This window comes from Sinorhizobium prairiense (assembly GCF_029201645.2).
Lineage (GTDB): Bacteria > Pseudomonadota > Alphaproteobacteria > Rhizobiales > Rhizobiaceae > Sinorhizobium > Sinorhizobium meliloti_A.
In genome coordinates, this window is sequence record NZ_CP104133.1 from 762618 (window position 1) to 785516 (window position 22899).

General features: G+C 63.2%; 24 protein-coding genes and 1 pseudogene. 12 read left to right on the forward strand and 13 right to left on the reverse strand.

The annotated features are described in order from the left end of the window. Positions 1 to 46: 46 nt before the first annotated feature. The 5 genes from N0Q91_RS26860 to N0Q91_RS26880 form a co-directional block, all read right to left on the reverse strand. Positions 47 to 1393: an ATP-binding protein gene (locus N0Q91_RS26860; protein WP_275599665.1), complete on the reverse strand. Its 1347-nt coding sequence runs from the start codon at positions 1391 to 1393 to the stop codon at positions 47 to 49. Next, positions 1393 to 2130 carry a response regulator gene (locus N0Q91_RS26865; protein ID WP_275599666.1) on the reverse strand — a complete coding sequence of 246 codons (738 nt, stop codon included), beginning with the start codon at positions 2128 to 2130 and terminating at the stop codon, positions 1393 to 1395. Before N0Q91_RS26865 ends, N0Q91_RS26860 begins: the two co-directional genes overlap by 1 nt. Before the next feature lie 255 nt (positions 2131 to 2385). After that, complete coding sequence (locus N0Q91_RS26870; RefSeq protein ID WP_018098034.1) at positions 2386 to 2790, reverse strand: cupin domain-containing protein; 405 nt, start codon at positions 2788 to 2790, stop codon at positions 2386 to 2388. Between the two features lie 207 nt (positions 2791 to 2997). Continuing rightward, positions 2998 to 3156 (reverse strand): hypothetical protein, encoded by a 159-nt coding sequence (locus N0Q91_RS26875; RefSeq protein ID WP_275599667.1) that lies wholly within the window; start codon positions 3154 to 3156, stop codon positions 2998 to 3000. Positions 3157 to 3450: 294 nt separating this feature from the next. After that, the gene (locus N0Q91_RS26880; RefSeq protein WP_275599668.1) at positions 3451 to 4137 is read right to left on the reverse strand and encodes a BON domain-containing protein; all 687 of its coding nucleotides are present in this window, start codon (positions 4135 to 4137) and stop codon (positions 3451 to 3453) included. Between the two features lie 165 nt (positions 4138 to 4302). On the opposite strand from N0Q91_RS26880, the gene N0Q91_RS26885 reads away from it, so the two are divergent. The 12 genes from N0Q91_RS26885 (at position 4303) to N0Q91_RS26940 (ending at position 14080) form a co-directional block, all read left to right on the forward strand. Beyond that, a complete protein-coding gene (locus tag N0Q91_RS26885) occupies positions 4303 to 4476 on the forward strand; it encodes a hypothetical protein (protein WP_080662009.1) in 174 nt (57 codons plus the stop codon). Between the two features lie 155 nt (positions 4477 to 4631). Next, positions 4632 to 5210: a nutrient deprivation-induced protein gene (locus tag N0Q91_RS26890; protein WP_100672530.1), complete on the forward strand. Its 579-nt coding sequence runs from the start codon at positions 4632 to 4634 to the stop codon at positions 5208 to 5210. Next, the gene (locus N0Q91_RS26895) at positions 5203 to 5622 is read left to right on the forward strand and encodes a phage holin family protein (protein ID WP_018098028.1); all 420 of its coding nucleotides are present in this window, start codon (positions 5203 to 5205) and stop codon (positions 5620 to 5622) included. The genes N0Q91_RS26890 and N0Q91_RS26895 overlap by 8 nt, the downstream gene beginning before the upstream one ends. Further along, on the forward strand, positions 5619 to 6593 hold the full coding sequence (locus tag N0Q91_RS26900) for a DUF3618 domain-containing protein (RefSeq protein WP_275599669.1): 975 nt from the start codon (positions 5619 to 5621) through the stop codon (positions 6591 to 6593). The genes N0Q91_RS26895 and N0Q91_RS26900 overlap by 4 nt, the downstream gene beginning before the upstream one ends. A 216-nt stretch (positions 6594 to 6809) precedes the next feature. Next, a complete protein-coding gene (locus tag N0Q91_RS26905; protein WP_275599670.1) occupies positions 6810 to 7814 on the forward strand; it encodes a LacI family DNA-binding transcriptional regulator in 1005 nt (334 codons plus the stop codon). Between the two features lie 59 nt (positions 7815 to 7873). Further along, a complete protein-coding gene (locus N0Q91_RS26910; RefSeq protein ID WP_275599671.1) occupies positions 7874 to 9229 on the forward strand; it encodes an ABC transporter substrate-binding protein in 1356 nt (451 codons plus the stop codon). A gap of 60 nt (positions 9230 to 9289) precedes the next feature. Further along, the gene (locus N0Q91_RS26915; protein WP_275599672.1) at positions 9290 to 10234 is read left to right on the forward strand and encodes a carbohydrate ABC transporter permease; all 945 of its coding nucleotides are present in this window, start codon (positions 9290 to 9292) and stop codon (positions 10232 to 10234) included. Continuing rightward, the gene (locus N0Q91_RS26920; RefSeq protein WP_275599673.1) at positions 10224 to 11072 is read left to right on the forward strand and encodes a carbohydrate ABC transporter permease; all 849 of its coding nucleotides are present in this window, start codon (positions 10224 to 10226) and stop codon (positions 11070 to 11072) included. Before N0Q91_RS26915 ends, N0Q91_RS26920 begins: the two co-directional genes overlap by 11 nt. A gap of 30 nt (positions 11073 to 11102) precedes the next feature. Further along, a complete protein-coding gene (locus tag N0Q91_RS26925; protein ID WP_275599674.1) occupies positions 11103 to 12299 on the forward strand; it encodes a glycoside hydrolase family 172 protein in 1197 nt (398 codons plus the stop codon). A 1-nt stretch (position 12300) separates the two neighbouring features. Further along, positions 12301 to 13392: an ABC transporter ATP-binding protein gene (locus tag N0Q91_RS26930; RefSeq protein WP_275599675.1), complete on the forward strand. Its 1092-nt coding sequence runs from the start codon at positions 12301 to 12303 to the stop codon at positions 13390 to 13392. 117 nt (positions 13393 to 13509) lie between these two features. Then, on the forward strand, positions 13510 to 13854 hold the full coding sequence (locus N0Q91_RS26935) for a hypothetical protein (RefSeq protein WP_018098023.1): 345 nt from the start codon (positions 13510 to 13512) through the stop codon (positions 13852 to 13854). Between the two features lie 34 nt (positions 13855 to 13888). Beyond that, positions 13889 to 14080 (forward strand): hypothetical protein, encoded by a 192-nt coding sequence (locus tag N0Q91_RS26940; RefSeq protein WP_033046178.1) that lies wholly within the window; start codon positions 13889 to 13891, stop codon positions 14078 to 14080. A gap of 82 nt (positions 14081 to 14162) precedes the next feature. On the opposite strand, the gene N0Q91_RS26945 is transcribed toward N0Q91_RS26940, so the two are convergent. From N0Q91_RS26945 to N0Q91_RS26980, 8 genes and pseudogenes are all read right to left on the reverse strand, one after another. After that, positions 14163 to 14942 (reverse strand): TIGR04290 family methyltransferase, encoded by a 780-nt coding sequence (locus N0Q91_RS26945; RefSeq protein WP_026168915.1) that lies wholly within the window; start codon positions 14940 to 14942, stop codon positions 14163 to 14165. 2 nt (positions 14943 to 14944) lie between these two features. Then, positions 14945 to 15985: a UDP-glucuronic acid decarboxylase family protein gene (locus tag N0Q91_RS26950; protein ID WP_275599676.1), complete on the reverse strand. Its 1041-nt coding sequence runs from the start codon at positions 15983 to 15985 to the stop codon at positions 14945 to 14947. 19 nt (positions 15986 to 16004) lie between these two features. Next, entirely contained in the window at positions 16005 to 17123 is a 1119-nt protein-coding gene (locus tag N0Q91_RS26955) for a CgeB family protein (protein WP_275599677.1), read from the reverse strand. Further along, a complete protein-coding gene (locus N0Q91_RS26960) occupies positions 17120 to 18205 on the reverse strand; it encodes a CgeB family protein (RefSeq protein ID WP_275599678.1) in 1086 nt (361 codons plus the stop codon). Before N0Q91_RS26960 ends, N0Q91_RS26955 begins: the two co-directional genes overlap by 4 nt. Next, a complete protein-coding gene (locus N0Q91_RS26965; protein ID WP_275599679.1) occupies positions 18202 to 19332 on the reverse strand; it encodes a CgeB family protein in 1131 nt (376 codons plus the stop codon). The genes N0Q91_RS26960 and N0Q91_RS26965 overlap by 4 nt, the downstream gene beginning before the upstream one ends. Before the next feature lie 4 nt (positions 19333 to 19336). Then, positions 19337 to 20487 (reverse strand): annotated as a pseudogene (locus N0Q91_RS26970) (glycosyltransferase family 4 protein). After that, entirely contained in the window at positions 20484 to 21605 is a 1122-nt protein-coding gene (locus N0Q91_RS26975; protein WP_275599680.1) for an NAD-dependent epimerase/dehydratase family protein, read from the reverse strand. The pseudogene N0Q91_RS26970 and the gene N0Q91_RS26975 overlap by 4 nt, the downstream one beginning before the upstream one ends. Further along, the gene (locus N0Q91_RS26980; protein ID WP_275599681.1) at positions 21602 to 22708 is read right to left on the reverse strand and encodes an NAD-dependent epimerase/dehydratase family protein; all 1107 of its coding nucleotides are present in this window, start codon (positions 22706 to 22708) and stop codon (positions 21602 to 21604) included. Before N0Q91_RS26980 ends, N0Q91_RS26975 begins: the two co-directional genes overlap by 4 nt. Positions 22709 to 22899 lie beyond the last annotated feature (191 nt).

The window sequence follows — 22899 nt, forward strand, 5'->3', positions numbered from 1 at the left end:
CCCTTGGAGCACTTCCGGGAAGTGCGTCGTTTTAAAGGTGAGCGTTTCACTGTTTTGATGAAACAGGGAAACGCTCCAGGGAAAGCTCCGCGGCAAGGCCGCCGCCGTCACGGTTGCGCAAGGTCAGGGAGCCGCCGATGACCGTCGCGAGCTGTTGGGCGATTGCGAGGCCGAGCCCGGTCCCGCCCGTATCCCGGCTGCGTGATTGCTCCAGGCGGAAGAAGGGCTGCAGAACTGCTTCGAGCTGGTCTTCCGGAATGCCGGGACCGCGATCGAGGACGTTTATGGTCACTGTGCCCTCGGCACGGCGCTGAACCTCGATCTCGGCGCTGCCCCCGAACTTCAGCGCATTGTCGATCAGGTTGGTGAGAATCCGTCTCAAGGCGTGCGGCCGGGTCACGATTGCGCCGTCCGCCAATTTGCCGAAAGTCACGGCCTTGCCGGTATCCTGATAATCATAGGCCAAACTCTCGATGAACGAGGCGAGATCGATGCGGGTAGCCTTTTCGTCCTTGCCGTGGGCGCTGCGTGCATAGGCGACACCTTCCCTGACGAGACGTTCGACCTCGTCCAGATCCCTCATCAGCTTGTCTCTCTCGATGGACGCTTCGGCCATTTCCGCTCGGAGTTTCATCCGTGTGATCGGTGTTTGCAGGTCATGCGAGATCGCGGCCAGTATCTGCACGCGCTCCTCCAGATACTGCGCGATGCGATCCCGCATCGCATTGAATGCCGTCGCTGCATAGGCGACTTCCCTCGGTCCGGTCTCGCTGAGGCGCGGCGTCTTGCTGTTCGGATCCAGCGTGTCGGCGGCCTTCGCCAGATCCGCGAGCGGGCGGGTGGCCTGCCGCACTGCCAACCAGCTGCACAGGACCAGAAGGGAGAGCTGAGCGACGAGAACGTAAGGCAGCCAGTCGGCAACCGGCATGACGCCCCTTGGCGTGACGTCGATCGTCAGCGGCTCACCGTCGCTCAAGCGAAGATGTGCCTGAAGACGGCGGACGCCGCCGGGGACGGATTCGACCTCGATCGGATATTTCGCACCGATGGCAGCCCGGACCTTGTCGGCGACCTCGGCGTCGGCTTCATTGAGCACGGGACTGCCGGGCATGCCCGGCCCCAGGACGAAGCGGTAGGATCCGCGAGCGAGCCGGCCCAGCCAGGCGGCGCGTTCGCTCGCGGGGAGCCGGTCGAGAATGGCGATCGACGTCGCGACGTCGGTTTCGAGCGTATTGAACATCACCGACCTGGCGGCGATGTAGCGTTCCGAGAACAGAACCGCAAAGGACATGGCGTGGGCGACCGCCAAGCCGGTGAGAAGGATAACGAAAAGCCGCGCCCTGAGTGTGCGCGGCCACAGGTGAATACCATGGAGAATCGACCGCGCCGCCATCAGCGGGGCTCCACGATCTCGACCGGCACCGAAAAAACATAGCCTTCGCTGCGGACGGTCTTGATATAGGTCGGCTCCCGGGCATCGTCGCCGAGCCGCTGGCGAACCCGGCTGACCAGGAGATCAATAGATCGGTCGAAGAGTTCGGCCTCGCGCCCCTGTGTGAGGTTGAGGAGCTGGTCGCGGTTGAGAACGCGCTGGGGGTGATCGACGAAGACGCGCAGCAGCCGATATTCGGCGCCGCTGAGCGCGATCGCAGTACCGTCCGCATCGATGAGATGCCTTGCCGTCGTGTCGAGCCTCCATTGGCCGAAACGCAACAGCTGACCCGCCTCCGAGACCTGCAGGTTCGCCGGCAGCATTCGCGCGCGCCGCAGGACCGCCTTGATGCGGGCGAGCAGTTCGCGCGCCGAGAACGGTTTGGCGATATAGTCGTCGGCGCCCATTTCCAGCCCGATGATGCGATCCATCTCGTCCGAGCGGGCGGTCAGCATGACGATGGGCGTCGCCTTGTGTCTGCCGACACGCAGTTCGCGGCTCAAGACGAGGCCGTCGTCGCCCGGCATCATCAGATCGAGAATGATCAGATCGACCGTATTCGCCTCCAGGAAGGTCCGCATCTGCCGCCCGTCGGCGACGGCGGTCACGCGCAAACCGTTCTTCTTCAGGTAAGCCGACACAAGCTCGCGGATTTCCCGATCGTCATCGACGATCAGGATGTGATCGATGTGCTCCATGGCAAGACACCCCTTTGACCGCCATTTCTTATCAGAACGAGAATACCGTGACAGCAGTATTCACCGGCTCATGCCTGTGCCGTAATGCGGGGGTCGACGCAAGGACCGGAAAGCGGCACGCAGCTCGGCGCTGAAGAGATCCGGCCCTTCTTACGCGGCGAAATGTCCGCCTCTATCCACGCGGTTGAGACCGGCGGGAGCACGGAGCCGCCGGTTTGTTGTCGCGCCGCGGTTCTCGGCATCCATGACGGACGCTCACTTGGCCGGAACGACAAGCGGGGAGCCTTTTTCGACTATGTATGTCGCGAGTTCCGATGCCTTGCCGCTTCCGACATTCTTCGCGAGATGAGCCACCCCGGCCGGAATGAACAGGGCATCGCCGGCATGGAGCGTGACCGGCGCTCTCCCCTCGAGCTGATATTCCAACGAGCCTTCGAGCACATAGGCTACCTCTTCGCCCGGATGGGAGTGCTTGATGGAGACGGCACCGGGATCGAAATCGACGCGCACCTGGATCGTTTCGCGGCCCGGCTGGCCGAGATCGTGCTGCAAGAGATCGGTGCGGTGAAGTCCCGCCTGTTGTGCTTTGGCCGCTTGCAATGCCAATCCGCTTCCAACGACCAGCAGCGCGGCCGCCAAGATCCGAGACGTCTTCTTCATAGAGGTCATCCTTTCCGCTTTGGCAGAGGCTCGTCCTCGATGCCAGTGCGGTTATTTGAACGACCGCGTGTATTGACGATGTGTCGGCCGGGCGGGACTTTTGTAACGGCATGTGTCTGCGGCGAGGCGTCGGCCTTCGCCGCACGACGCCGACGATGGCCACGCTTATTCGCCGGCCTGCCTGCATCAAATCCTGTCGAGGCACCGCTACGGCGCCTGGCGGTCGAGGATGGTGGATCCGGGGCACCAGGTGGACGAGCGGTTCCATGGGCTGGCTTGCTGGCGCCACAGAGGACCGAACCACAGAAGCACGAGCGCCGCTCCCAGCGGGAGGGCGGGGATCGCGATGAACAATGCCGTTTGCATAAGCTTTGTCGGTCACGCGGGGGTAACCGCTCCTATCGGCCGTTGTGCGGCCTCTCGATTCTTACAACCGGATGGTCCTAAGAAAGTTCCTTGCAGTGCACATGCTCGCCGGGGCGGCTGCAAAGTCTTCGATGCGAGCAGATGGGGAACTTTTTACGCCATGAAATGTCGGGCGCGCCTTGTTCGTTGATCCCACCTCGGGTCGCTGCCGCTTTAGCCATTGATCCAGCGCCCTCCCGGACGGAAGAGCGACACACTTTTCCCGGAAGTGCCGTTCCCCCGGATGCCTGCCTCTCAAGCGATGTTGCGATCGGTGTTGCCGGCATTCCAGCCGGGTGATCCTCCCGATGGGCGGATGCGAAGGCTGTTCTGGACATGCTTCACGCCGGAGACGGCCTCGGCGCAGTCCTCGGCGCGGCGTTTGGCCCATTTGGAATCGACCAAACCGCTCAGTTGGACTTCGCCATTGGTGACCGAGACCGCGATATCGGAGGCGTCGAGCATTCCGTCGTCGCTCAGGCGATCGCTCACATCTTCCTGGATGCGGGTGTCCGAACGGATGTAGCCCTTGGGACCTTTGCCGCGATACTGGTCCATCTCGCGTCTACGCTCGGCGCCCTTGTCGCCCAACCAGGACGCGACTTCGTCGCTGGCGCGTTCGAGAAAGCCGCGCTCCCCGTAGCCCCTGCCGAGGCGGGGATAGTCCTCGCCATAGTCGTCGTCGCGGTAAAAGCCTCCACCGCCGAAGTGACCTGGACCGTATGCGCGTTCCCGTTCCCAGCTGTCATCGCGGCCGCGATATGTGCCGGAGCGGCCCGGCTCGTTACCGGCAAAATACTCCGAGCTCTCGTAGTCCGTAAGCCGCGGACCGGCAGTCAAGGCGCGGCGCCTCTCGTCCTCGTAGGTTTGGCCGCGCCGGCGCCGGTCCGATTCGGGATAGCTCTCGTAGACGTCCCGGCTCCAGCTCCTGTTCCTCGCCATGATCTCCTCCTTGGCTTGGTTCGTCGACGTCGGTCAAACCCGCGAGCAGACACTCGGTTCCGGCGCAATGAGCGCTCCGGCACGGGCCCGGGCATGCCGCGGAAACAGGACCGCCCGGAACCTTCGGCGGCCGACACGGTTGGCTGCATTTGAGGAGATACGACGATGTTGACGAACTATTTCTGGCTTTTTGTCACCGGCGGTGGCGCCTTCATACTCGGCGCTGCGGTCGCCTATGCCATCCTGAAGCAGAGGCCGCTCTCGCGTGCCGAAAAGCAGGCGCAGAAGCGCAAGGTCGAGGAACTTTACGAACAGTCGCCGGAGAACCGGCCCCGCTGATCGCCGGGCGGCGAGATGGCTGCAACGGGAGGTTTCCTGAACAAGCGAAGCACGCAAGGGAAGGCCTGCGGCGCTTTGCAGGGAACAAGGCTCCAAATGGCTCGTTTGATTGCGTAGACGATAACGATCCCCGTTATGCATGGGAGGAACCGAGAATGACCAATGACACAAGCGGCCGCGGGTCCGGCGATCCCTTGGGCAGGCCTTTGACGTCCGCGCAAGGCATCGAGCGCGTGAGCGGCGTGCAAGCTGGTGACACCCGCGGACAGGGGGAGGCGGGTGACCGCAGCCTCGAGAACGCCGTGCGTGAAGACGTGAACGAGTTCAAAGAGTTCGCCAGTGAACAGACGGAACAGGCAAAGGCGGCGGTCGGCCGCGCCGTCGAGGATGAGAAAAACGTGGCAGCACGCCAGTTGAGCGGTGTTGCTGACGCACTCGAGAAGGTCGGAAACGAACTCGAACAATCGGATCAACGGGCCATCGGCCGCTATGCAAAGCAGATCGGCACGTCGCTCCAGGGCTTCGCACGCAAGGCAGAGGGCCGCAATCTCGGCGAGATCGCCGGAATGGTCGAAGATTTCGGCCGAAAGCAGCCACTCGCCTTCCTCGGCATGGCCGCGATCGCAGGACTGGCCGCAAGTCGGTTCCTCACCGCTTCGCCTCCACGCCGCGACGGACGGGATGCTTCGGGACGGACCCGTCAATCAAGCGAGAAGGAACGCTATAATGGCTAATCATCGGGACGAGCGCCCCCTGACGGAACTGATGACCGGTCTGGTGGCGGATATATCCGGTCTTTTCCGGAAGGAAATCGACCTCGCGAAAGCCGAGGCATCCGAGAATCTCAATCGGGCGGTCGGCAGCCTCGAGACGCTGCTCGTCGGGCTGATCTTTGCCATAGGCGCAGTCGGCGTGCTGCTGAGTGCCGTCGTCCAGGGTCTGGGCGCCTTCCTCGTGGCTCAGGGCATGACCGAAGCGAATGCCGATGCGTTGTCGGCGGCCATCGTCGGCGTGGTTGTTGCCTTGCTTGCCTGGGTGATGATTTCGCGCGGCCTCTCGGCGCTCAAGGGCAGCAGCATCCAGTTCGATCGGACGGCCGCCTCCCTGCAGCGCGACGCGAACGTGGTGAAGGAGAGACTGCAATGAACGATTCCGCACACACCCACTCCGCTGCCGAACTGCAGCGCGAAATAGAGGCCGATCGCCAGCGAATCGAGGAAAAGCTCCACGAAATTCAGGAGCGCATGTCGCCGGGAGAACTAATGGACGAACTGCTCGAATATGCAAAAACGAGCGGCGGATCCGAATATCTGAGCAATCTCGGCGTGGCGCTCAAGTCAAACCCGATCCCGGTTGCCCTGATGGGGGTAAGCCTCGCCTGGCTGATCGCCGACCCCGCCTCGCGCGCGCCGCGACACGGGGAGGGGAATGACGATGCGGATGATTACCCGCTTGCACCCGTAAGGGGCTCCGTCCGGAGAGTGGGGCCGGTGGAGGCGAGCTTCGGCGAGCGCTACAGTCACTTCACGGATGAAAGCGGCAGCCGCTTCCGCGCCCTGACGGACGATGCCGGCCGGCGGGCCGGCCACTTCGTCGACCCGGCCGGGAAGATCTATCGCGGCTTTACCGACGCGGCAGGCAAGCAGATCGAAGATATCAGGGACGAGACCGGCGCCCTGTTCGACGAAGCGTCCGGCTGGGCGTCCCGGACGTGGAGACAGGTGAGCGCCGCAGCGGGCCGTATGTCCGATTCGGTGACGGGAGCCGGCAGGTCTCTCGCCGGCAGCATGCAGGGTGCCGGCCGGTCACTCGAAGAACAGGGCGCGCAGCTCAACGCCGCCATCTTGAGGCATTTCCGCGACCAGCCGCTTGTCGGCGGAGCGCTCGCCTTTGCCGTCGGTGCGGCAATCGGGGCGGCGCTGCCCCACAGCGAGGCCGAGGACGAGGCACTGGGCGAAATGGCGGAAGATGTGCGGTCCAATCTCGCGGCCAGGGCGAATGCCGGCGTGGCGCAAGCCATGGAGGCCGGGCAGGAAATCCTCGACAAGGCCGGCGATGCGGCGCTGGAAGTGCATGACGCGGCCAAGGATCGCCTGCAGCAGTCGGTCCGGGAGTAACCTCCTCGCAGCGATTAGTCTTTCTAAATCGCGGAGCGTTTCAGGAACACTGAAACGCTCCGTTGTGTGAATCTTCCCGGACCGGAGCCTCCCATACCTACAGATCTGCGCGCTTTTGGCAGCCAGCCGGTTCAGGCCGGTGTGTCGCAAATCGTTTTGCAAATCGATTTGAAAAACGATTTGCAAAACGATTTATCCTCTATTATTCATTGAGGCATGACAACGATTGCCAAGGTAGCGAAACGAGCGGGCGTATCTCTGACAACGGTCTCGCACGTGCTGAATCATGCGGACCGTGTTTCGGCGGAAATGCGTCGAAGGGTGGAAGTCGCGATAGCGGAGCTCGGTTACGTGCCGAACCCCCAGGCGCAGAGTCTGCGCACAGGGCGGACCAATCTCGTCGCAATGCTGATCCCGGATATTCGCAACCCCTTCTATCCGGAACTCGTAAAGGCGGCTCAGTCGGATCTCCAAGCGACGGGGCTGGATCTTCTGATCTTCAACACCGACGTTCCCGGCGGTCACTCGCAGGAGCATAGTCAGCAGTATCTGAGGCATATACGAAACCGCCGGATTGACGGGTTGATCGTGGGCGACTTTGCCCTGCATGACATGCACGACGCATTGATCGGCATAGGCGTTCCCACCGTCTTTATCGGTGACCTGCCGAATGCAGCCGTCGACAGCGTCAAGATCGACGATTTCGGCGGCGGTTATCAAATGGGCGCCTACCTTGCGAAGAAAGGCCACAAGCGCATCGCCCATGTCACCGGTCCGTCTTTCTTTGCCGAGGCCATGGCAAGAGCGGCGGGTTTCGAACAGGGTCTGCGCGATCACGGGGTGGAACCGCTCGCCGAACTGCGGCGCGAAGGCACCTATCTTAGCCCGTCGGGCCAGGAAGCCGTAGAATGGCTGCTGGCGAGCACTGGGGATCACCTGCCTTCAGTCGTCTTTTTCGGCAATTATCTCATGGCGGCGGGGGCTATCGCCGAATTCCATGACCGCGGCGTCCGCATTCCCAACGACGTTGCGATTGCCGTTTTCGGCGACCAGCCCCAGCTCGAATATGTGCGGCCGCGGATCGCGCGTGTCGGCAACACCCCTTCGCTGCTCGCGCATCGAGCAACCGCCATGCTGCTCGAACGGTTGTCGGGCGAGTATTCAGGGTCGCCCCGCTCGGAGGTGATCCCCTGCATCCTTCACGCCTTCGATACGGCGTAAGGCGAAGCCGTCCTCCGGAGAGGAGCCGGGGGCGTTTACCAGCAAAACGGGAGGAATTAATGAGTGACAGAGAGAAGGTTTTTCCGACACTGACCCGCCGCGGCCTGCTGAAGGGCGGTGCGGCTGTTGCCGGTGGTGTCGTCGGCCTCGGCGGATTTCCCTACATCAACCGCCTGGCCGTACGGGCCCAGGAAGCACCGCTGAAATTCTGGCAGTTTTACGCACCCGGCGGTCCGGTAGCGAGCCAGGTCGCGTGGTTCGAGAAGACGGTTGCCGATTGGAACGACAGCCACCCGCAAAAGATCGAACTCGAATTCATTCCGAACTCCGAATACATCAGCGGCCCGAAACTTGCGACTGCGTTTGCCTCCGGCGAGGGACCTGACATCTTTATCATCTCGCCGGGTGACTTCCTGCGCTACTATAATGGCGGCGTCCTCAAGGATCTGACCCCCTTCATCGATGACGAGGCGAAGGCGGACTTCCCCGAAAGCGTCATCGCCAACCGCATGGTGGACGGCAAGATCTTCGGCATCCCGATGGAAGTCGAGCCGATGGCGATGTACTATTCGGTCAAGGCTTTCGAGGAGGCCGGCCTCAACGAGAACGATGTCCCCAAGACATGGGAGGCGTTGCTGGAGGTGGCCAAGAAGCTCACGACTCCGGAGCGCTTCGGAGTGATGTTCGAGACCCAGCCGGGATACTACCAGAACTTCACGTGGTATCCCTTCCTTTGGCAGGGCGGCGGCGAATTCCAGACGGCCGACGGCAAGAGCAGCTTCGATTCGCCGGCAACGGTGCAAGCGCTCAAATTCTGGCAGGACGCGATCAACAGTGGGGCGGCGCCCCGCCAGATCATGGGTGCGGGCGGGCACGACACCATTGCGAACCTCGCATCCGGCTATGTCGCCATGCAGAATGTCGGCATCTGGGGCATTTCACAGCTTCAGAGCAATGCCAAGGACTTCCAGTATGGCGTCTTCCGGCTGCCCACGCCGCCAAACGGCAAATATGTGACCGTCGGCGGCGGATGGGCATTCGTCGCCAATGCAAATGGCCGCAACTCCGACGCGGCGGGCGAATTCTGCGCCTGGGCCCTCGCCTCCATGGATCAGGGCTCTGTCGACCGGGTCGCCAACTGGTGCACCAAGGGCAAATCAGACATGCCGCCGCGCAACAGCGCGCTGAAGAGTGGCGGCGGAGCCTTCTCGACGGGTATGATCGGTAAATTCGCCGAGGAGATCCATCCCGGGACCCGGGCCGAGCCGCGCGTTCCGCCGGAGGTGTACAAGATCATCTCCGACGCGATCCAGCAGACGCAGCTGGGCGGCGCCGATCCGCAAACGACGGCGACGGCCGCCTCTCAGCAGCTCGACGCGTTTCTCGCGAGCTATCAAGGCGCGCCGATCCTTTGATGACGGCCACACCGGCGGCCGCAACGGATGCGGCCGCCTCAGCAAGCTGGACATGATGCCATGACAATCATTGCCGAAACGGCCGCGCGGCGCAGGCACGCCGGGCGAACCCGCCTTTCCGCCAAGCATCGCGAATGGATCGCGGGCTATCTTTTCGTGTTGCCCGATGCGCTGGGGCTATTCATTTTTCTCGGCGTCCCGATGGCGCTGTCCCTCGTGCTCAGCGTCTTCGAGGTCAACGGTTTCGGCGGTTACTCCTTTGTCGGGGCCAGGAATTACCTGCGCATGTGGAACGACCCGCTGTTCTGGAAGGGAGCGAGGGTCACCGCGCTCTACGCGATCATGCTGGTCCCGCTGCTCTACGTGTGCGGGCTGGGCCTTGCCCTTCTCGTCCAGCGCACCGATCGCTTCAACGCGATCATGCGTTCAATGTTCTTTGCACCGCACATGGTCAGCCTCGTCGTGGTCGCGCTGGTTTGGCAATTCATGGTCGTCGACAAGATCGGCGTAGTCAGCAGACTAACCGCCGCTCTCGGCATCGGCAGCATCTCCCTCCTCGGCGATCCCAACTTCGCGCTGATCACCATCGTCCTGGTCAGCGTCTGGTTCCTGATGGGATTCTACATGCTGATCTTCCTCGGCGGCCTGCAAGACATTCCCCGTCAATATTACGAGGCGGCGATGATCGACGGGGCAGGCGCCATCGCCCGCTTCTGGTTCATCACGCTGCCGCTTCTCAAGCCCACGAGCTTTTTCGTGATCATGGTGTCCATGGTCGCGGCCGTCGCAGGCGCGCAGGCCTTCGACATCATCTACGTCATGACCAAGGGCGGGCCTGCGAACGCGACATCGGTATTGATCGTCTATATCTATCAGCAGGCTTTCGGTTTCGGCGCCTTCGGCTACGCGGCTGCCATGGCCTCCATCCTGGTTGTGGCGCTGATGATCGTGACGGCTGTTTTCTTTGCTCTGACGCGGGGAGGACGGTTCCATCATGAGCAGTAAGCGCCCCCAGCCTTTTTTCTCCCGATCGCAGGTGACGCTGGTCCGCGGCCTCTGGATGGTGGTGACCGCCATACTCGCCTTCATGACGCTCTTTCCGCTCCTCTGGATGGTGTCGATCGCCTTCAAGCCGGCCGCCGAGTCGTTTTCTTCGAACCTCATTCCGCAGGCACCGACGCTAGACAATTTCATCTATGTGCTGACCGGCGTTCCGTTCATCCGCTACATGGCCAACAGCTTCCTCGTGTCCGCCACGGTCACGATCGTGGCGCTGTTCTTCCACACCATGGCCGGCTATGCGCTGGCGCGGCTGAGATTTCCCGGCCGAGAGGTGATGTTTCTCTCGATCTTCTCGACGTTCCTGGTCTCGCTGCCGGTGATCATCGTGCCGCTCTTCGTCATCGTCAAAGCCATGGGCATGCTCAACTCCTATGCAGGATTGATCATCCCGGCGATTTTCAACGCCTTCGGCATCTTCCTTCTCAGGCAGTACTATCTGTCGCTGCCCAAGGAGATCGAGGAAGCCGCGCGCATCGACGGCGCGGGTTACTGGCGGATCTACTGGAGCGTCATCCTCCCGCTAAGCCGCCCTATCATGTCGGCACTGGCGATCCTGTTTTTCCTGGCCAACTGGAATTCCTTCCTGTGGCCGCTCACCATCACATCGGACCCCGATCTCTGGGTCGTCCAACTCGGGATTGCGAACTTCAAGAGCCAGTATTCGGCATCCTGGAACTATATGATGGCCGCGTCCACGATCGTCGCCATCCCGACCCTCATCCTTTTCGTGATCTTCCAGAGGCAGATCATGGATTCCCTCAAGACAAGCGGACTCAAGTGAGCTGCGAGCGATTATACAGGAGCAATTCGAATGACCAATGCCGGCCTCTCGCCCCTTCGCGGTCTCGCGAAGCTGCGCAAAGCGAAAACGCGCCGCTTCTCCAGCCATGACCGCACCGGCGGCAACGACGACAGGCTGCACATCGAACCCGGCAAGACGGTGGTGATCGGCGAATATGAAGGTGCCGGCATCATCACCCATATCTGGGCGACGCTCGCATGCGAGAGCGAGGACTTCCTGCGCAAGATCGTGCTCAGGGCCTACTGGGACGGTGAAACGGAGCCGAGCATCGAAGCGCCTGTCGGCGACTTCTTCGGCATGGGCCACGCCCGCACCGCCAATTATGCAAGCCTGCCGATGCAGGCGAGCCCGGAGGACGGCAAGGCCTTCAACTGCTACTTCCCCATGCCCTTCGGCTCGCAAATGAAGTTCACCGTCACCAACGAGGCGGAACACGACCTCCTCTTCTACTACTACATCGATCTCGAGCTTCACGATGTCCTCGAAGAGGACATGGGCCGTTTCCACGCACATTACCGCCAGGCACGGCCGGCGGGTATGAGCGAAGCCGGGCTGACAAACGAACAGTTTCTTTTCGGCGGCGAGAACGTCGATGGTCGGGAGAACTACACGATCCTCGAGGCCGAAGGGCGCGGCCATTACGTCGGCGTACTCTACAGCGTTTATTCGCGGCGCCGTTCCGAGGTTTGGGATTGGTATGGCGAAGGCGACGACATGATCTTCATCGATGGCGAGCAGGGACTGTCGGTACCGGATACGGTGCGCAAGCCCGATCCCCGCATCGGTCCGAAGGCGGCGTTGATCGAACCGCGGCCGGAGTCCGAACCAGGTGCCAACGACGCCTGGCCGCCGACCCTGCACGGCACGGGCACGGAAGACTATTTCAACACCGCCTGGTGCCCCACCCAGGATTACAGCGCGCCCTACCACGGCATCATCGCGGCCGGCGGCCCCAACTGGACCGAACCTGTCACGCTCTACCGGTGGCACATCGAAGATCCCGCCATCTTCCACAAGGCCATTCGGGTGACCATCGAGCGGGGCCATGCCAACCGCCGCGGCGACGATATCTCCTCCGTCGCCTTCTGGTACCAGGCGGAGCCGCATAAGCCCTTCGGCAAGTTCCCCGATGTTGCGGACCGGATACCGGCTTATCGCCGCCCGTTCCACAACATGGAAGCGGCGATGAAAAAAGTGAGAGGCTGAGATGGCCAGCGTTGAAATAAGGAATGTGGTCAAGCGCTTTGGTGCGCTGGAAGTCGTTCATGGTGTCTCGGCAGAGATCGCCGACGGCGAATTCGTCGCGTTGGTCGGACCGTCGGGCTGCGGCAAGTCCACCCTTTTGCGGATGATCGCGGGCCTTGAAGAAATCTCCGACGGAGCGGTCGTGATCGGAGGAGATATCGTCAACGAGGTCGCTCCGAAGGACCGCAACATCTCGATGGTCTTCCAGAACTATGCGCTCTACCCGCACATGACCGTTGCCGAGAACATGGCCTTCGCGCTTCGCTTAGCCCGCCTCCCCAAGGACGAGCAGAAGAGAAAGGTGGGCGAAGCGGCTACCATGCTTGGCCTCGACGGCCTGCTCGAACGGTATCCGGGGCAGCTCTCCGGCGGCCAGCGCCAGCGCGTCGCCATGGGCCGGGCCATCGTCCGCCGTCCTGAAGTCTTCCTGTTCGACGAACCCCTCTCCAATCTCGACGCAAAGCTCCGAGTGCAGATGCGTGCCGAGATCAAAGGTCTGCACCAGCGCCTGCGCACCACCAGCATCTACGTGACGCACGACCAGATCGAAGCCATGACGATGGCCGACCGCATCGTCGTCATGCGCGACGGCAATGTCGAGCAGATCGGGACGCCGCTGGAGATTTTCGACTATCCTCGCAATCTCTTCGTCGCGAGCTTCATCGGCAGTCCCTCGATGAACTTCATCGAGGGCGAGGTCGTTGACGGCACGTTCCGGGCGCCCGGCGACATCGTCATTCCTGCTCCCGATCTGTCTCACAAGGGGCCGGCCGTCGCGGGAATAAGGCCGAACAAGCTGCAGATCGGCGCCAACGGCCCCTCCGCCAAGGTGCTGATCGTGGAACCGACGGGCGACGAAACACATCTTTTGGTGGAGCTTGGCGGAGCGCAACTGGCGATGTTGCTTCGCGAACGCACCAGCCTCGCGCCCGGTGACCGGATCGGTCTCGACCTCGCCTCCGCTGATATTCACTTCTTCGACGCTCATACCACCCTGCGGCTTGGAGCATGTCCAGGAGAAGTGCGAAACGGTTTTCCGTCCGCAAGTGCGTAGAGCCGGCCGCTTGACCTCGCCGCGAGTGGCGCCGGTCAGCCCGGGTACGACGCCGCGGAGGAGCAGGGAACAAATATCCCGAAAGCCGGTTGAGTCGCGAAGCGGAAAGGAGCGACCATGTCCAAGCCGGCAAGTAATTCTGCGCAGGTGCGCGGCGACATCCAGCATGGAAGGACGGGCGACAAGAGGCGCGGCTTCGACCCCGCGGCGGCGCCGCTCGAGACCGATGACGAAGCAGGCGGTATGCCGCCCGGCAGTGAAGCGGTCCGAAACGCCAGGGCCGGGCAGGCCGCGGGGAGGCCGGCCGATACCTCTACCGAGTACAACGACGCGATGCGGCCGCTTGCAGCGGCGGAGACCGCCGCACCGAACAGGCAACGGCTGGGGCTGAGCCTGGCCATCATAGCCATGGCCGTCGTGATAGGCGCCTTGATCTACGCCGGCGGGCTTCTCTCGCCGTAAAAGCGGTTCTTCAAACAAGCGAAGGAGTCTCCAAATGCCTGACCGTCGACGCCCCTCGAAAGATCCTCTATCGGAACTGGCCGCTCGCGAGGAAGCCATGTATTTGCGGCGCTCGTCGACGCGCTTTCTCGAATGTGCGATTCATCTCTGCGTGACGCACATGACGCTTCAGGAAGTCGCCGACCTGCTCGAGAAGGAAGCTGCGCAGCTTCGCCGCTTCGGATGAGGTCCGTGAGCGACGGACCGTCAACGCCAAGGCGACGGTGAATTGCCCCTCTGGCCTGCAGGCCGGAGGTTCGCCGCAGCCACTAGTTCCCGATATCTGCTGAATTTCCGAGGATCCTCAAGGTGGGCTCGTCCAGATACGGACGCTCGCCGCGCCGCAGGAGATAGACTTCCCGCTCGGGATTGGCTTCGATGACGAAGCCGGCGCTTCGCAGCATCGCTTCGACGCCGGCGCGGTTGGGGATGAACCAGTTGGTGGGGTCATCCGCGAAGCGGTGTTCCACGAAGAACAGCTTCGGATAGTCGGGCCGATCGAAGATCTCCCACTCCCGGAAATCGTAATCACCCTTGAGAGTTGCCACGGATTCCGACCCGCGCTGCATACACTGGAAGAGCATCTGGTCGCCGACGACATGCTCGTAGAGGAGGTCGAGTGCCAGCAGCGGATGGCGCAGGTGATAGAGAACGCCCATGAAGATGACCAGATCGAACCTCTCGCGCAGCCGTGCCGCGTCGTAGACTGACATCAGCCTGTACTCGATGTCGACCCCCGCCTGCTCCGCGGCAAACTTCGCCTGCCGCAGATAGTGCGGGTCCGAGTCGATGCCGAGTACACGTCCGGCATTGCGGCGTTTCATCTCCTGCGCGTAGAACCCTGCATTGCAGCCGATGTCGAGGACGCTCCTTCCTTCGAGGTCCTCCGGCACCACATGCCTGAAGGCCTTCCATTTCACCGCGGGATAGTCGCCGAGGAAGTGACCGGGTGCCGTCTCGATGCCTCCGATCCGCATGTTGTGGAACCAGGGACCGAGCGCCGCAATCTCTTGCGCGATGACCGTTCGGTCTTTCGTCTGCTGAACCATGATCACAGATCCTGAGTGACGACGGAAAGTTGCGGCTGGCGCCGGGTGCGGCCGGACCGGCGTTCAGCGCGGCTTTCGGCAAGTGCGCTCTGGAACCAGGCGATCGTATGGGCCAACCCGTCCTCCAGAGGAACTTTCGGCTCCCAGCCGAGAAGCTTCCTGGCGCGCGCGATATCGGGACGGCGACGCTGCGGATCGTCCGCCGGCAGCGGCTCATGGACGATCGTCGAGGCCGTCTCGATCCTGGAGAGGACCAGCTCCGCAAGTTCGATGACGGTGAATTCTCCGGGATTGCCGAGGTTCACCGGCACGGCAGGGTTCTCCTCGCGGTTCATCAGCCGGATCAGTCCGTCCACGAGATCGGATACGTAGCAGAAGGAGCGCGTCTGCTCGCCACTGCCGTAAACGGTGAGCGGCTCGTTTCTCAGCGCCTGGACGATGAAGTTCGACACGATGCGGCCGTCATTGGGGCGCATATGCGGACCGTAGGTATTGAAGATGCGGGCGACCCGCGTGTCGACACTTCCCGCCCTCAGACTGTCGAAGCACAGGGCTTCGGCCGCGCGTTTGCCTTCGTCGTAGCAGGCCCGCGGCCCGGTGCAATTGACGTGGCCCCAGTAGTTCTCCTGCTGCGGATGCTCCTCGGGATCGCCGTAGATCTCGCTTGTGGAGGCCTGCAGCAGCGTGGCCCCGTGCCTTTCGGCAAGCCGGAGGAGGTTTCCCGTCCCGGTCACGCTTGTCATCATCGTGTGAATGGGATCGGCCTGGTAGGAGGGCGGCGAGGCGGGGCAGGCCAGATTGTAGATCTGGTCGAGCGGTTCATCGATGTCGATCTCGTCGCAGACGTCCTGTTCCACCATTGCGAAATAGGGGTCGTCCTGCAGACCGACGAGATTGGCAGGGGAGCCGGTGAGATAGCTGTCGAGGCAGATCACCCGGTTGCCGGAGCCTAGAAGTGCTGTACAGAGGTGCGACCCGACAAAGCCGGCGCCGCCGGCAACCAGGATGATCTTTCCTCGGCTTGCTTTGTTTCTTTTAGCCATCGGCCGTTCTCCTTTCGGGTTAAACCGGAAGCCGCCGCTCGGAACGCCTTGTGGCGAGACCGGTCCTGGCGGCGACGCTTTCGATTGCCTCGACAAAGGTCCGTGCGCGCGCCGCGGAACTGTGCGCGGCGGCGACGCGTCGATAGGCGCAATCGGCAAGTGCTTTGCGTTGTTCTTCGTCGAGCCGGGTCAATGCCGTGACGACATCGCTGCTGTTTCGCGCGATGATCACGGCCTCGCCGGCCGGGAAGAAGCTTTCGATTCCCTCCCACCAGTCGCTGATGAGCGGCGTGCGGCACGCGGCGGCCTCGAAGAGGCGAACGCTCGGGGACCAGCCGGCGGCCACCATGTCGGCCCGTGTTACGTTCAGGGTGAATCGCTGGCGGCTGTAGAATTCGGCATGTTGGCCGGGCGGCAGATGTTCGATGCGCGCGACGTTTTCCGGCCAGTCGATGTCCTCAGGATAGCTCGGTCCGGCCACGACGAAGCGCATGTGCGGCAAGCGCCGCGCCGGCTCGATCAACAGGCGTTCGAGCGCGGGTTGCCTGTCGGGGCTGAAGGTGCCGAGATAGCCGAGGTCCCACTCGGTGGCCGCACCGGTATCGCGATAGGCGTCGAGGTCGACGGCGCAATAGAGGGGCACCGGCCGCCGCGCCGAGAACTCGTCCCGCAGCCGGTCGAGCGTTCTGCCGCCGGAGAAGGAAAAATAAATGTCGAAGTCCGCAACCTGTCTTCGCGCGAGAAACTCCTCGTCGCCGCGCTCGAGCTTGGCGAGCGTCACGGGCGTGTCGATGTCGTAGAAGCACAGGCGTTTCGGTGCGAGATCCGCGACCGCGTCGATGACCTCCACGCCATCAGGCACGTAGGAGCCGATGACGACGGCATCCGCGCCGGCCAGCCTGTGCGCATGCCTGGAGACGAGTTCGTCCGGGTTCGCGTAGAACAGGAGGTCGCAGAAATCCGGCGCGGCCAGATCGCGGTTGCTCGCATACCAGGGCACGTCCCGTTCCAGGAACGTCACCTTGTGCCCGGCAGCGTCGAGCGCGCGAAGCAAAGCGCGATAGGTGGTCGCATGACCGTTGCCCCACGAGGAGGACAGCGAGAGACCGAGAATGACGATGTCGAGCGGTCGCTTCATTCGGCAGCCTCCATGCGGCGCGCCTGCCGCAGGACGCGGTCCACCTCCTCGGCACGGTGCGCATAGGTATGCTCGGCGAGAACGCGGCGGAGCGCCCGCTCGCCGATCTCCCGGGCGCCGGCCGCCGTCAGCTGCTGCATCAGTTCGGCGACGTCGCGGCCGTCTCTGGCGACCAGCACTTCTTCTCCGGGTTTCAGGAAGAGCTCGATGCCCTCCCAGTAGTCGGTGATCAGGCAGGCGCCGGCGCCCGCGGCCTCGAAGACGCGGGTTGCCGGCGAGAAGCCGTTTTCGGCCATGCTGGCGCGTGAAATATTCAGGACGGCATTCGGCGTCGTGTTGAAGGCATTGTGGTCGGCGGTCGGTACGTGCCCGATATAGGCGACATTCGGGGACAGAGACTTATCGTGCCATCCGGATCCGCCGAGCAGGAAACGCCGTTGCCAGAGCTTTTGCGCCGGCTCGAGGAAGAAGGCCTCCACGCGCTCCTCCCGGTCCGGCAGGCGGTTGCCGAGAAAGGCGAGATCGGCGGCAAAGCGCGGATCCGGCGGCACCGGGTGGTGTGTCTCGGGATCGACGGCATTGTAGATCGGAACGCAATCGCGGGCGCCCAGCGCGCGATAGGCTTCGACCACGGGATCGCCGCCGCCATAGGTCAGCACGAGATCCAGGGAGGAAAGCGCGTGGCGAAGCGGGTGGTCGGGCGCGGCCCTGAGATCGGCCAGAGTGGCGGGTGCATCGACATCCCAGAAGATTTTCAGCGCCGCCGGGCCTGCCGCGGCCATCACCTCGGCGAGCAGCAGTTCGTCCTCGAAGCCGACGCCGCTTGCCTTGACGACGATGTCCGCCTTGGCTGCTTCCCGCGCCACTCGCTTCAACGCCTCGACGGTCCCGTTATAGACGACGACCCTGCACCAGGAGGGCGGATCGATATCGCGGTGCTTTTGCCGATCGTAGACATCGGGCTCGTAGAACGTGATTTGATATCCCCGTTCGGCAAGCGCCCGGAGCAGGCCGCGATAGTAGGTGGCCGCGCCGTTCCAGTAGGCCGAAACGAGACTCGATCCGTAAAATGCCAGCCTCATACCTCGACCTCCTCCGAAATGATCTGTCGCGCGCCGGAGCGTGGCCTGTAGGAGGCCACGATGGCGAGAAGCTCGTCGACGCGATGGCTGCATGTGTGGCGCGCCCGGATCGTCTCCAACCCAGAGGCGGTCATCTCCGCGGCGAAGTCCGGTTCGGCGAGCAACTGGCGCAAAAGGCGCGTCATTTCCTTGCCGTCCTTGGCCAGGCAAAAATCCCTGCCCGGCCGGAAAAGCCCTTCGGCATCGGTCCAAGGCGCCGAAATCAGCGGAATGCCGCAGGCAAGCGCCTCGAAGACGCGGATCGTCGGTATGCCCGGAAGGGCCTCGACATAAGGCCGGCGCGGAATGTGCACGGTGACCCGATGCTCGGCGAAAGCCCGCGGAACGGCGGCATTGGCGAGCCAGCCGCCATAGTCGGCTTTCGCGGACCGTAAAGCCCTGAGCGCGGTCTCGGGATATCGCACGCCGCGGACGGTGGTCCTGAGCTTCAGCTTTTTCGCCGGTTCGACCAGGAAGGACATGATCTCGCTGCTGCGCTCGTCGTCGCCCCAATTGCCGATCCAGATGAGTTCGCCCCGCTTTTCCACGTCCGGCATCGGGTGGAACAGCGAGGTATCCGCAGCCTCGTGCCAGGTATGGACATGCCTTCCCCAGCCCGCCTGCAGATAACGCTCCCGCAGCGCCTCACCGAAGGCCAGAACGAAGTCGTATCCGGAAAGGTCGAGCCGGGCGATGTCCCGCTCGGCGCTGACGGCGCGGTGATGGGTATCGTGGAAAGCGAGCGTGAAGCGGCCGCCGTTCAGGCGAATACGGCCGAGCTCGGCCACGAGAGCGGGATCGGTCCACTCATGCACGATAACCATATCGGCCTCGCGGGCCGCCGCTTCATGCTCGAAATCGGTCCCGTAGATCCCGACCCTCAAATCGGGGAAGGTCTTGTGGAAGGCAGCGATCGCTGCGTTACCCTGATCTGCGACGAGATTGCGCCGGCTCCAGGAATCGCCGGGCTCGAGCGCTACGGCCTCGTGGCCGCGCCGGATGAGTTCGCGCATGACGCCGCGTAGAAAATGCGCATTGCCGTGGTTCCAGTCGGACACCAATGAGTGGGTGTAGAAGAGAAATCGCATCCGCTCACTCCGCTGCCGTCAATCGATCGGACCCGCTCATCACGCGCCGGTAGGCGGCGAGCACCGCGTCGCGCTGAGCCTCGACCGTGAAATCGCCTGAGCGCAGCTGCGCCCGCCGCCCGAGGTCGGCCCTGAGCCCTTCATCCTCCGTCAGCCGGTTGACGGCTTCGGCAAAGGCGGCGGGATCACGGGGGTCGGCGAAAGGGCAACGCCCTCCCAGAGCTCGCGATAGGTCTCGATGTCGGCGAGGACCAGTGCAGCGCCTGCACGCGCGGCTTCCAGCGCCACCAGCCCGAAGGGTTCGTAGACCGATGGAGAGACGACGATCGCGGCCTTCGACATCAGCGTCATCGTCCGGTCGTGGCTGAGTTCGCCTTCGTGATCGGCATGCATGATCACCAGGTGCTGCCCGGTAGGGCCGTCGCAGGCGCCGGCCATCACGACCGGCCAGCCTATGTCGGCGGCGGCCCTGTCGAGCACGGCGCCGTTCTTGCCTTCGTCCCACCAGCGACCGGCGGCAAAGACGAAGTTTTCCTTGGTGCTGACGGAGCATGCGTTCCGGCTCGCATTGTAGACGACTGCGAGATCGGGGATTGGGCCGTAAGTGCGCGTCAGGGTCGCGGCATGGCTTCGGCTCGGCGCGAGCACCAGGTCGGCGCGGTCGAATCCCAACCGGTTCAATCGCTTCTGCCAGGCCCAGGCTTCCGGCAAACCAGACCCGCGCACCGCAGCGAACCAGGAGGCGACGCAGGAATGCGACATGGTGACGAGCGGTAGTTCCGCCGTTATCCGAGCCGCCTGGGACGGCAGGTTGAGATGGAGGAGATCGACGGAATGCCGGAGCGCAAGTTCGGACAGGAGGTGCGGCACGCGGTCGAGCTCGCTCTCGTCTTCGACCATCCAGTCGAGCGGCTGAGCCGTCCATTCGAGCCGGCCGATGCTGTTCGCCTCGCGCCGTTGCTCCGGGGAAGGTTGCGGGCCGAGGCCGACGATCAGCGGCTCCACGCCGCAATCGCGCATGGCCGCGGCGAGATCCATCGCATAGCGCCAGACGCCGCCGACGGCATCGACGGTCATCAACACCCGCCGCGGCAGTGGGCCCGGGGCCCTGCGGCGGCCGTCAAATCGAGCGGCGGAAACGGCGGGAAGGCTCATGCGGTGACCCTCCGCGGTTGGCGCCGGATCCTGCTGACCGCACCCCGATCGTCGTGAAGCCAGGCGTAGAGGTCGCGCAAGCCCTCGCGCCAGGGCATTGCGGCCTTCCAGCCAAGCGCATCGGCGATCGCGCGCGTATCGGCGACGAAGTACAATTGGTCGCCCGCGCGCCAATCGCTTTTTGCCCTCGAGAGCGCGCGGCCGGTCAGAAGCTCGATCTCGCTCAGCACGTCCATAATGCTGACGGCATTGGCGGGTCCGCCTCCAAGGTTGAAAGCGCGCCCCTTCAGGCGGTCGATCGATTTCAGGAGCGCTCTATAGGCCGCGACCGCGTCGGTGACATGAAGAATGTCGCGGACCTGCTTGCCGTCGCCATAGATCGAAACAGGCTCGCCGGCGAGGGCGCGAATAAGGAAATGGGCGACCCAGCCCTGGTCTTCGGTGCCGAACTGCCTCGGCCCATAGACGCAGCTCATCCTGAGCACGGCCGTCGGCAAGCCAAAGGAGCGGGCATAATCCAGCACATACTGGTCGGCGACACCCTTCGAGCAGCCGTAGGGCGTACAGAAATCCAGCGGTTGGGCCTCGCCGACGCCATGCTCGCGTGTCGCCTCGTCGGCCGGCATGTAACGGCCCCGCATGTCCTGCATCGCCATGTGCCCGAGGGCGCCATAGACCTTGTTTGTGCTGGCGAAGATGACGGGCGCACGGCGGCCGGCCAGGCGTGCGGCTTCGAGCACGTTGAGCGTGCCGCGGGCATTCGTCTCGAAATCGTCCGTCGGCTGCTCGAGGCTGGTGGTTACCGCCGTCTGGGCCGCAAAGTGAAACACAGCCCTGGCTTCTCTGAAGGCAGGTTCGATCGCGCCGAGGTCGCGGATATCCGCGATCAATGCCTCGACGGCACGGCCGTGGCCGTCCACCAGCCATTCGAGGTTTCGCTCGACGCCGGGACGGCTGAGATTGTCGAGAACGATCACGTGCTCGCCGTCGCGCAGAAAGCTGTCGGCCAGATTGCTGCCGAGAAAGCCGCTGCCGCCAACGACCAGGATCGGCGCCGTCTTGCCGGAAAGAGCGGGCGCCGCCAGATGCCGGTCCGTGCCGACCGTCCGGCCGCTCATAGGACCAGCCCCCGTGCTTCCAGATGGCGTTTCATCTCGGCGCCGCGGTCGATCGCGCCGGCGCTGCGGACCCATTGGGCGAAGTCCGCAAGCGAGTCCTCGAGCCGGTGGGCCGGTTCGAAGCCGAGAAGGTCGCGTGCCTTGGCGATATCGGCAAAGCAATTGCGGATATCGCCTGAGCGGGCCTTGTTCATGATCTCCGGCTCGATCTCCGGTACACCCATCGCTTCGGCAAGCAGCGAGGCGATGTCCGCAATGGCGTAGGCGTTGCCGCTGCCTATATTGATGACGTGGCCGGCGGCGTGCGGCTGTTCGAGCGCCAGCCGGAAGGCACGCGCCACGTCGCGGACATGCACGAAGTCACGTTTCTGCCGGCCGTCCTCGAAGACCATCGGCGATTGCCCGTTGGCAAGGCGGGAGGCGAAGTTGGCAAGCACGCCCGTATAAGGGTTGGAAAGCGCCTGGCCGGCGCCGTAGACGTTGAAGAGCCGCAGCGCCACCGCGTCCGTCCCATAGGCTTCTCCGAATATAAGGACCTGACGCTCCTGCGCATATTTGGTGAGCGCGTAGATGGAAGCGAGGTCGACCGGCTTGTTCTCGTCGGTGGCGATCGGCCTCAGGCGTTCGCCGTCAGGACCGGACGGGTTCCAGGCGCCGGCTTTGATTTCGGCGGGGGATCGCCGGATATGCGCACGACGATCGCCGGCCGTCGTCTCGTACAAGCCTTCGCCGTAAACGCTCATGGAAGAGGCGACGACGATCCGCCGGATCGGCATGCCGATCATCGCCTCGAGCAGGACGGCGGTGCCCAGGTCGTTGACGCCGACATAGCGGGAAATCTCGTACATCGATTGGCCGACGCCGACTTCCGCGGCGAGATGAATGACGTGATCGACGTCCTTCAGCGCGCTTTTCACCGCGTCTGCGTCGCATATGTCGGCGCGCCGCATGTCTACTTCCGGTGGCAGCGTGACCTGCGCATCCGCATGGACCTGATCGTTCAACGCATCGAGGACGCGCAGGTCGTAGTTCCTTGAAAGAAGCTCTTCGACAACATGCCGCCCTATGAAGCCGCAGCCGCCGGTAACAAGTACTTTTGTCATAATGCACCTGATGATGACCAATCAGAGATAGAGACAAACCTCCAACAAACGTGCGTCGCAAATGTTCCTTCTTCTTTGACTTCTTCTTCTTTGATGTTCTTCTTTGATCCCCCGGGGGCGTCGCCCCGTGCCAAGGTACAAACCTCTCTTTCGCGGGAGTGTTCCACGCGAACTGCGGGCATCAGGAACAA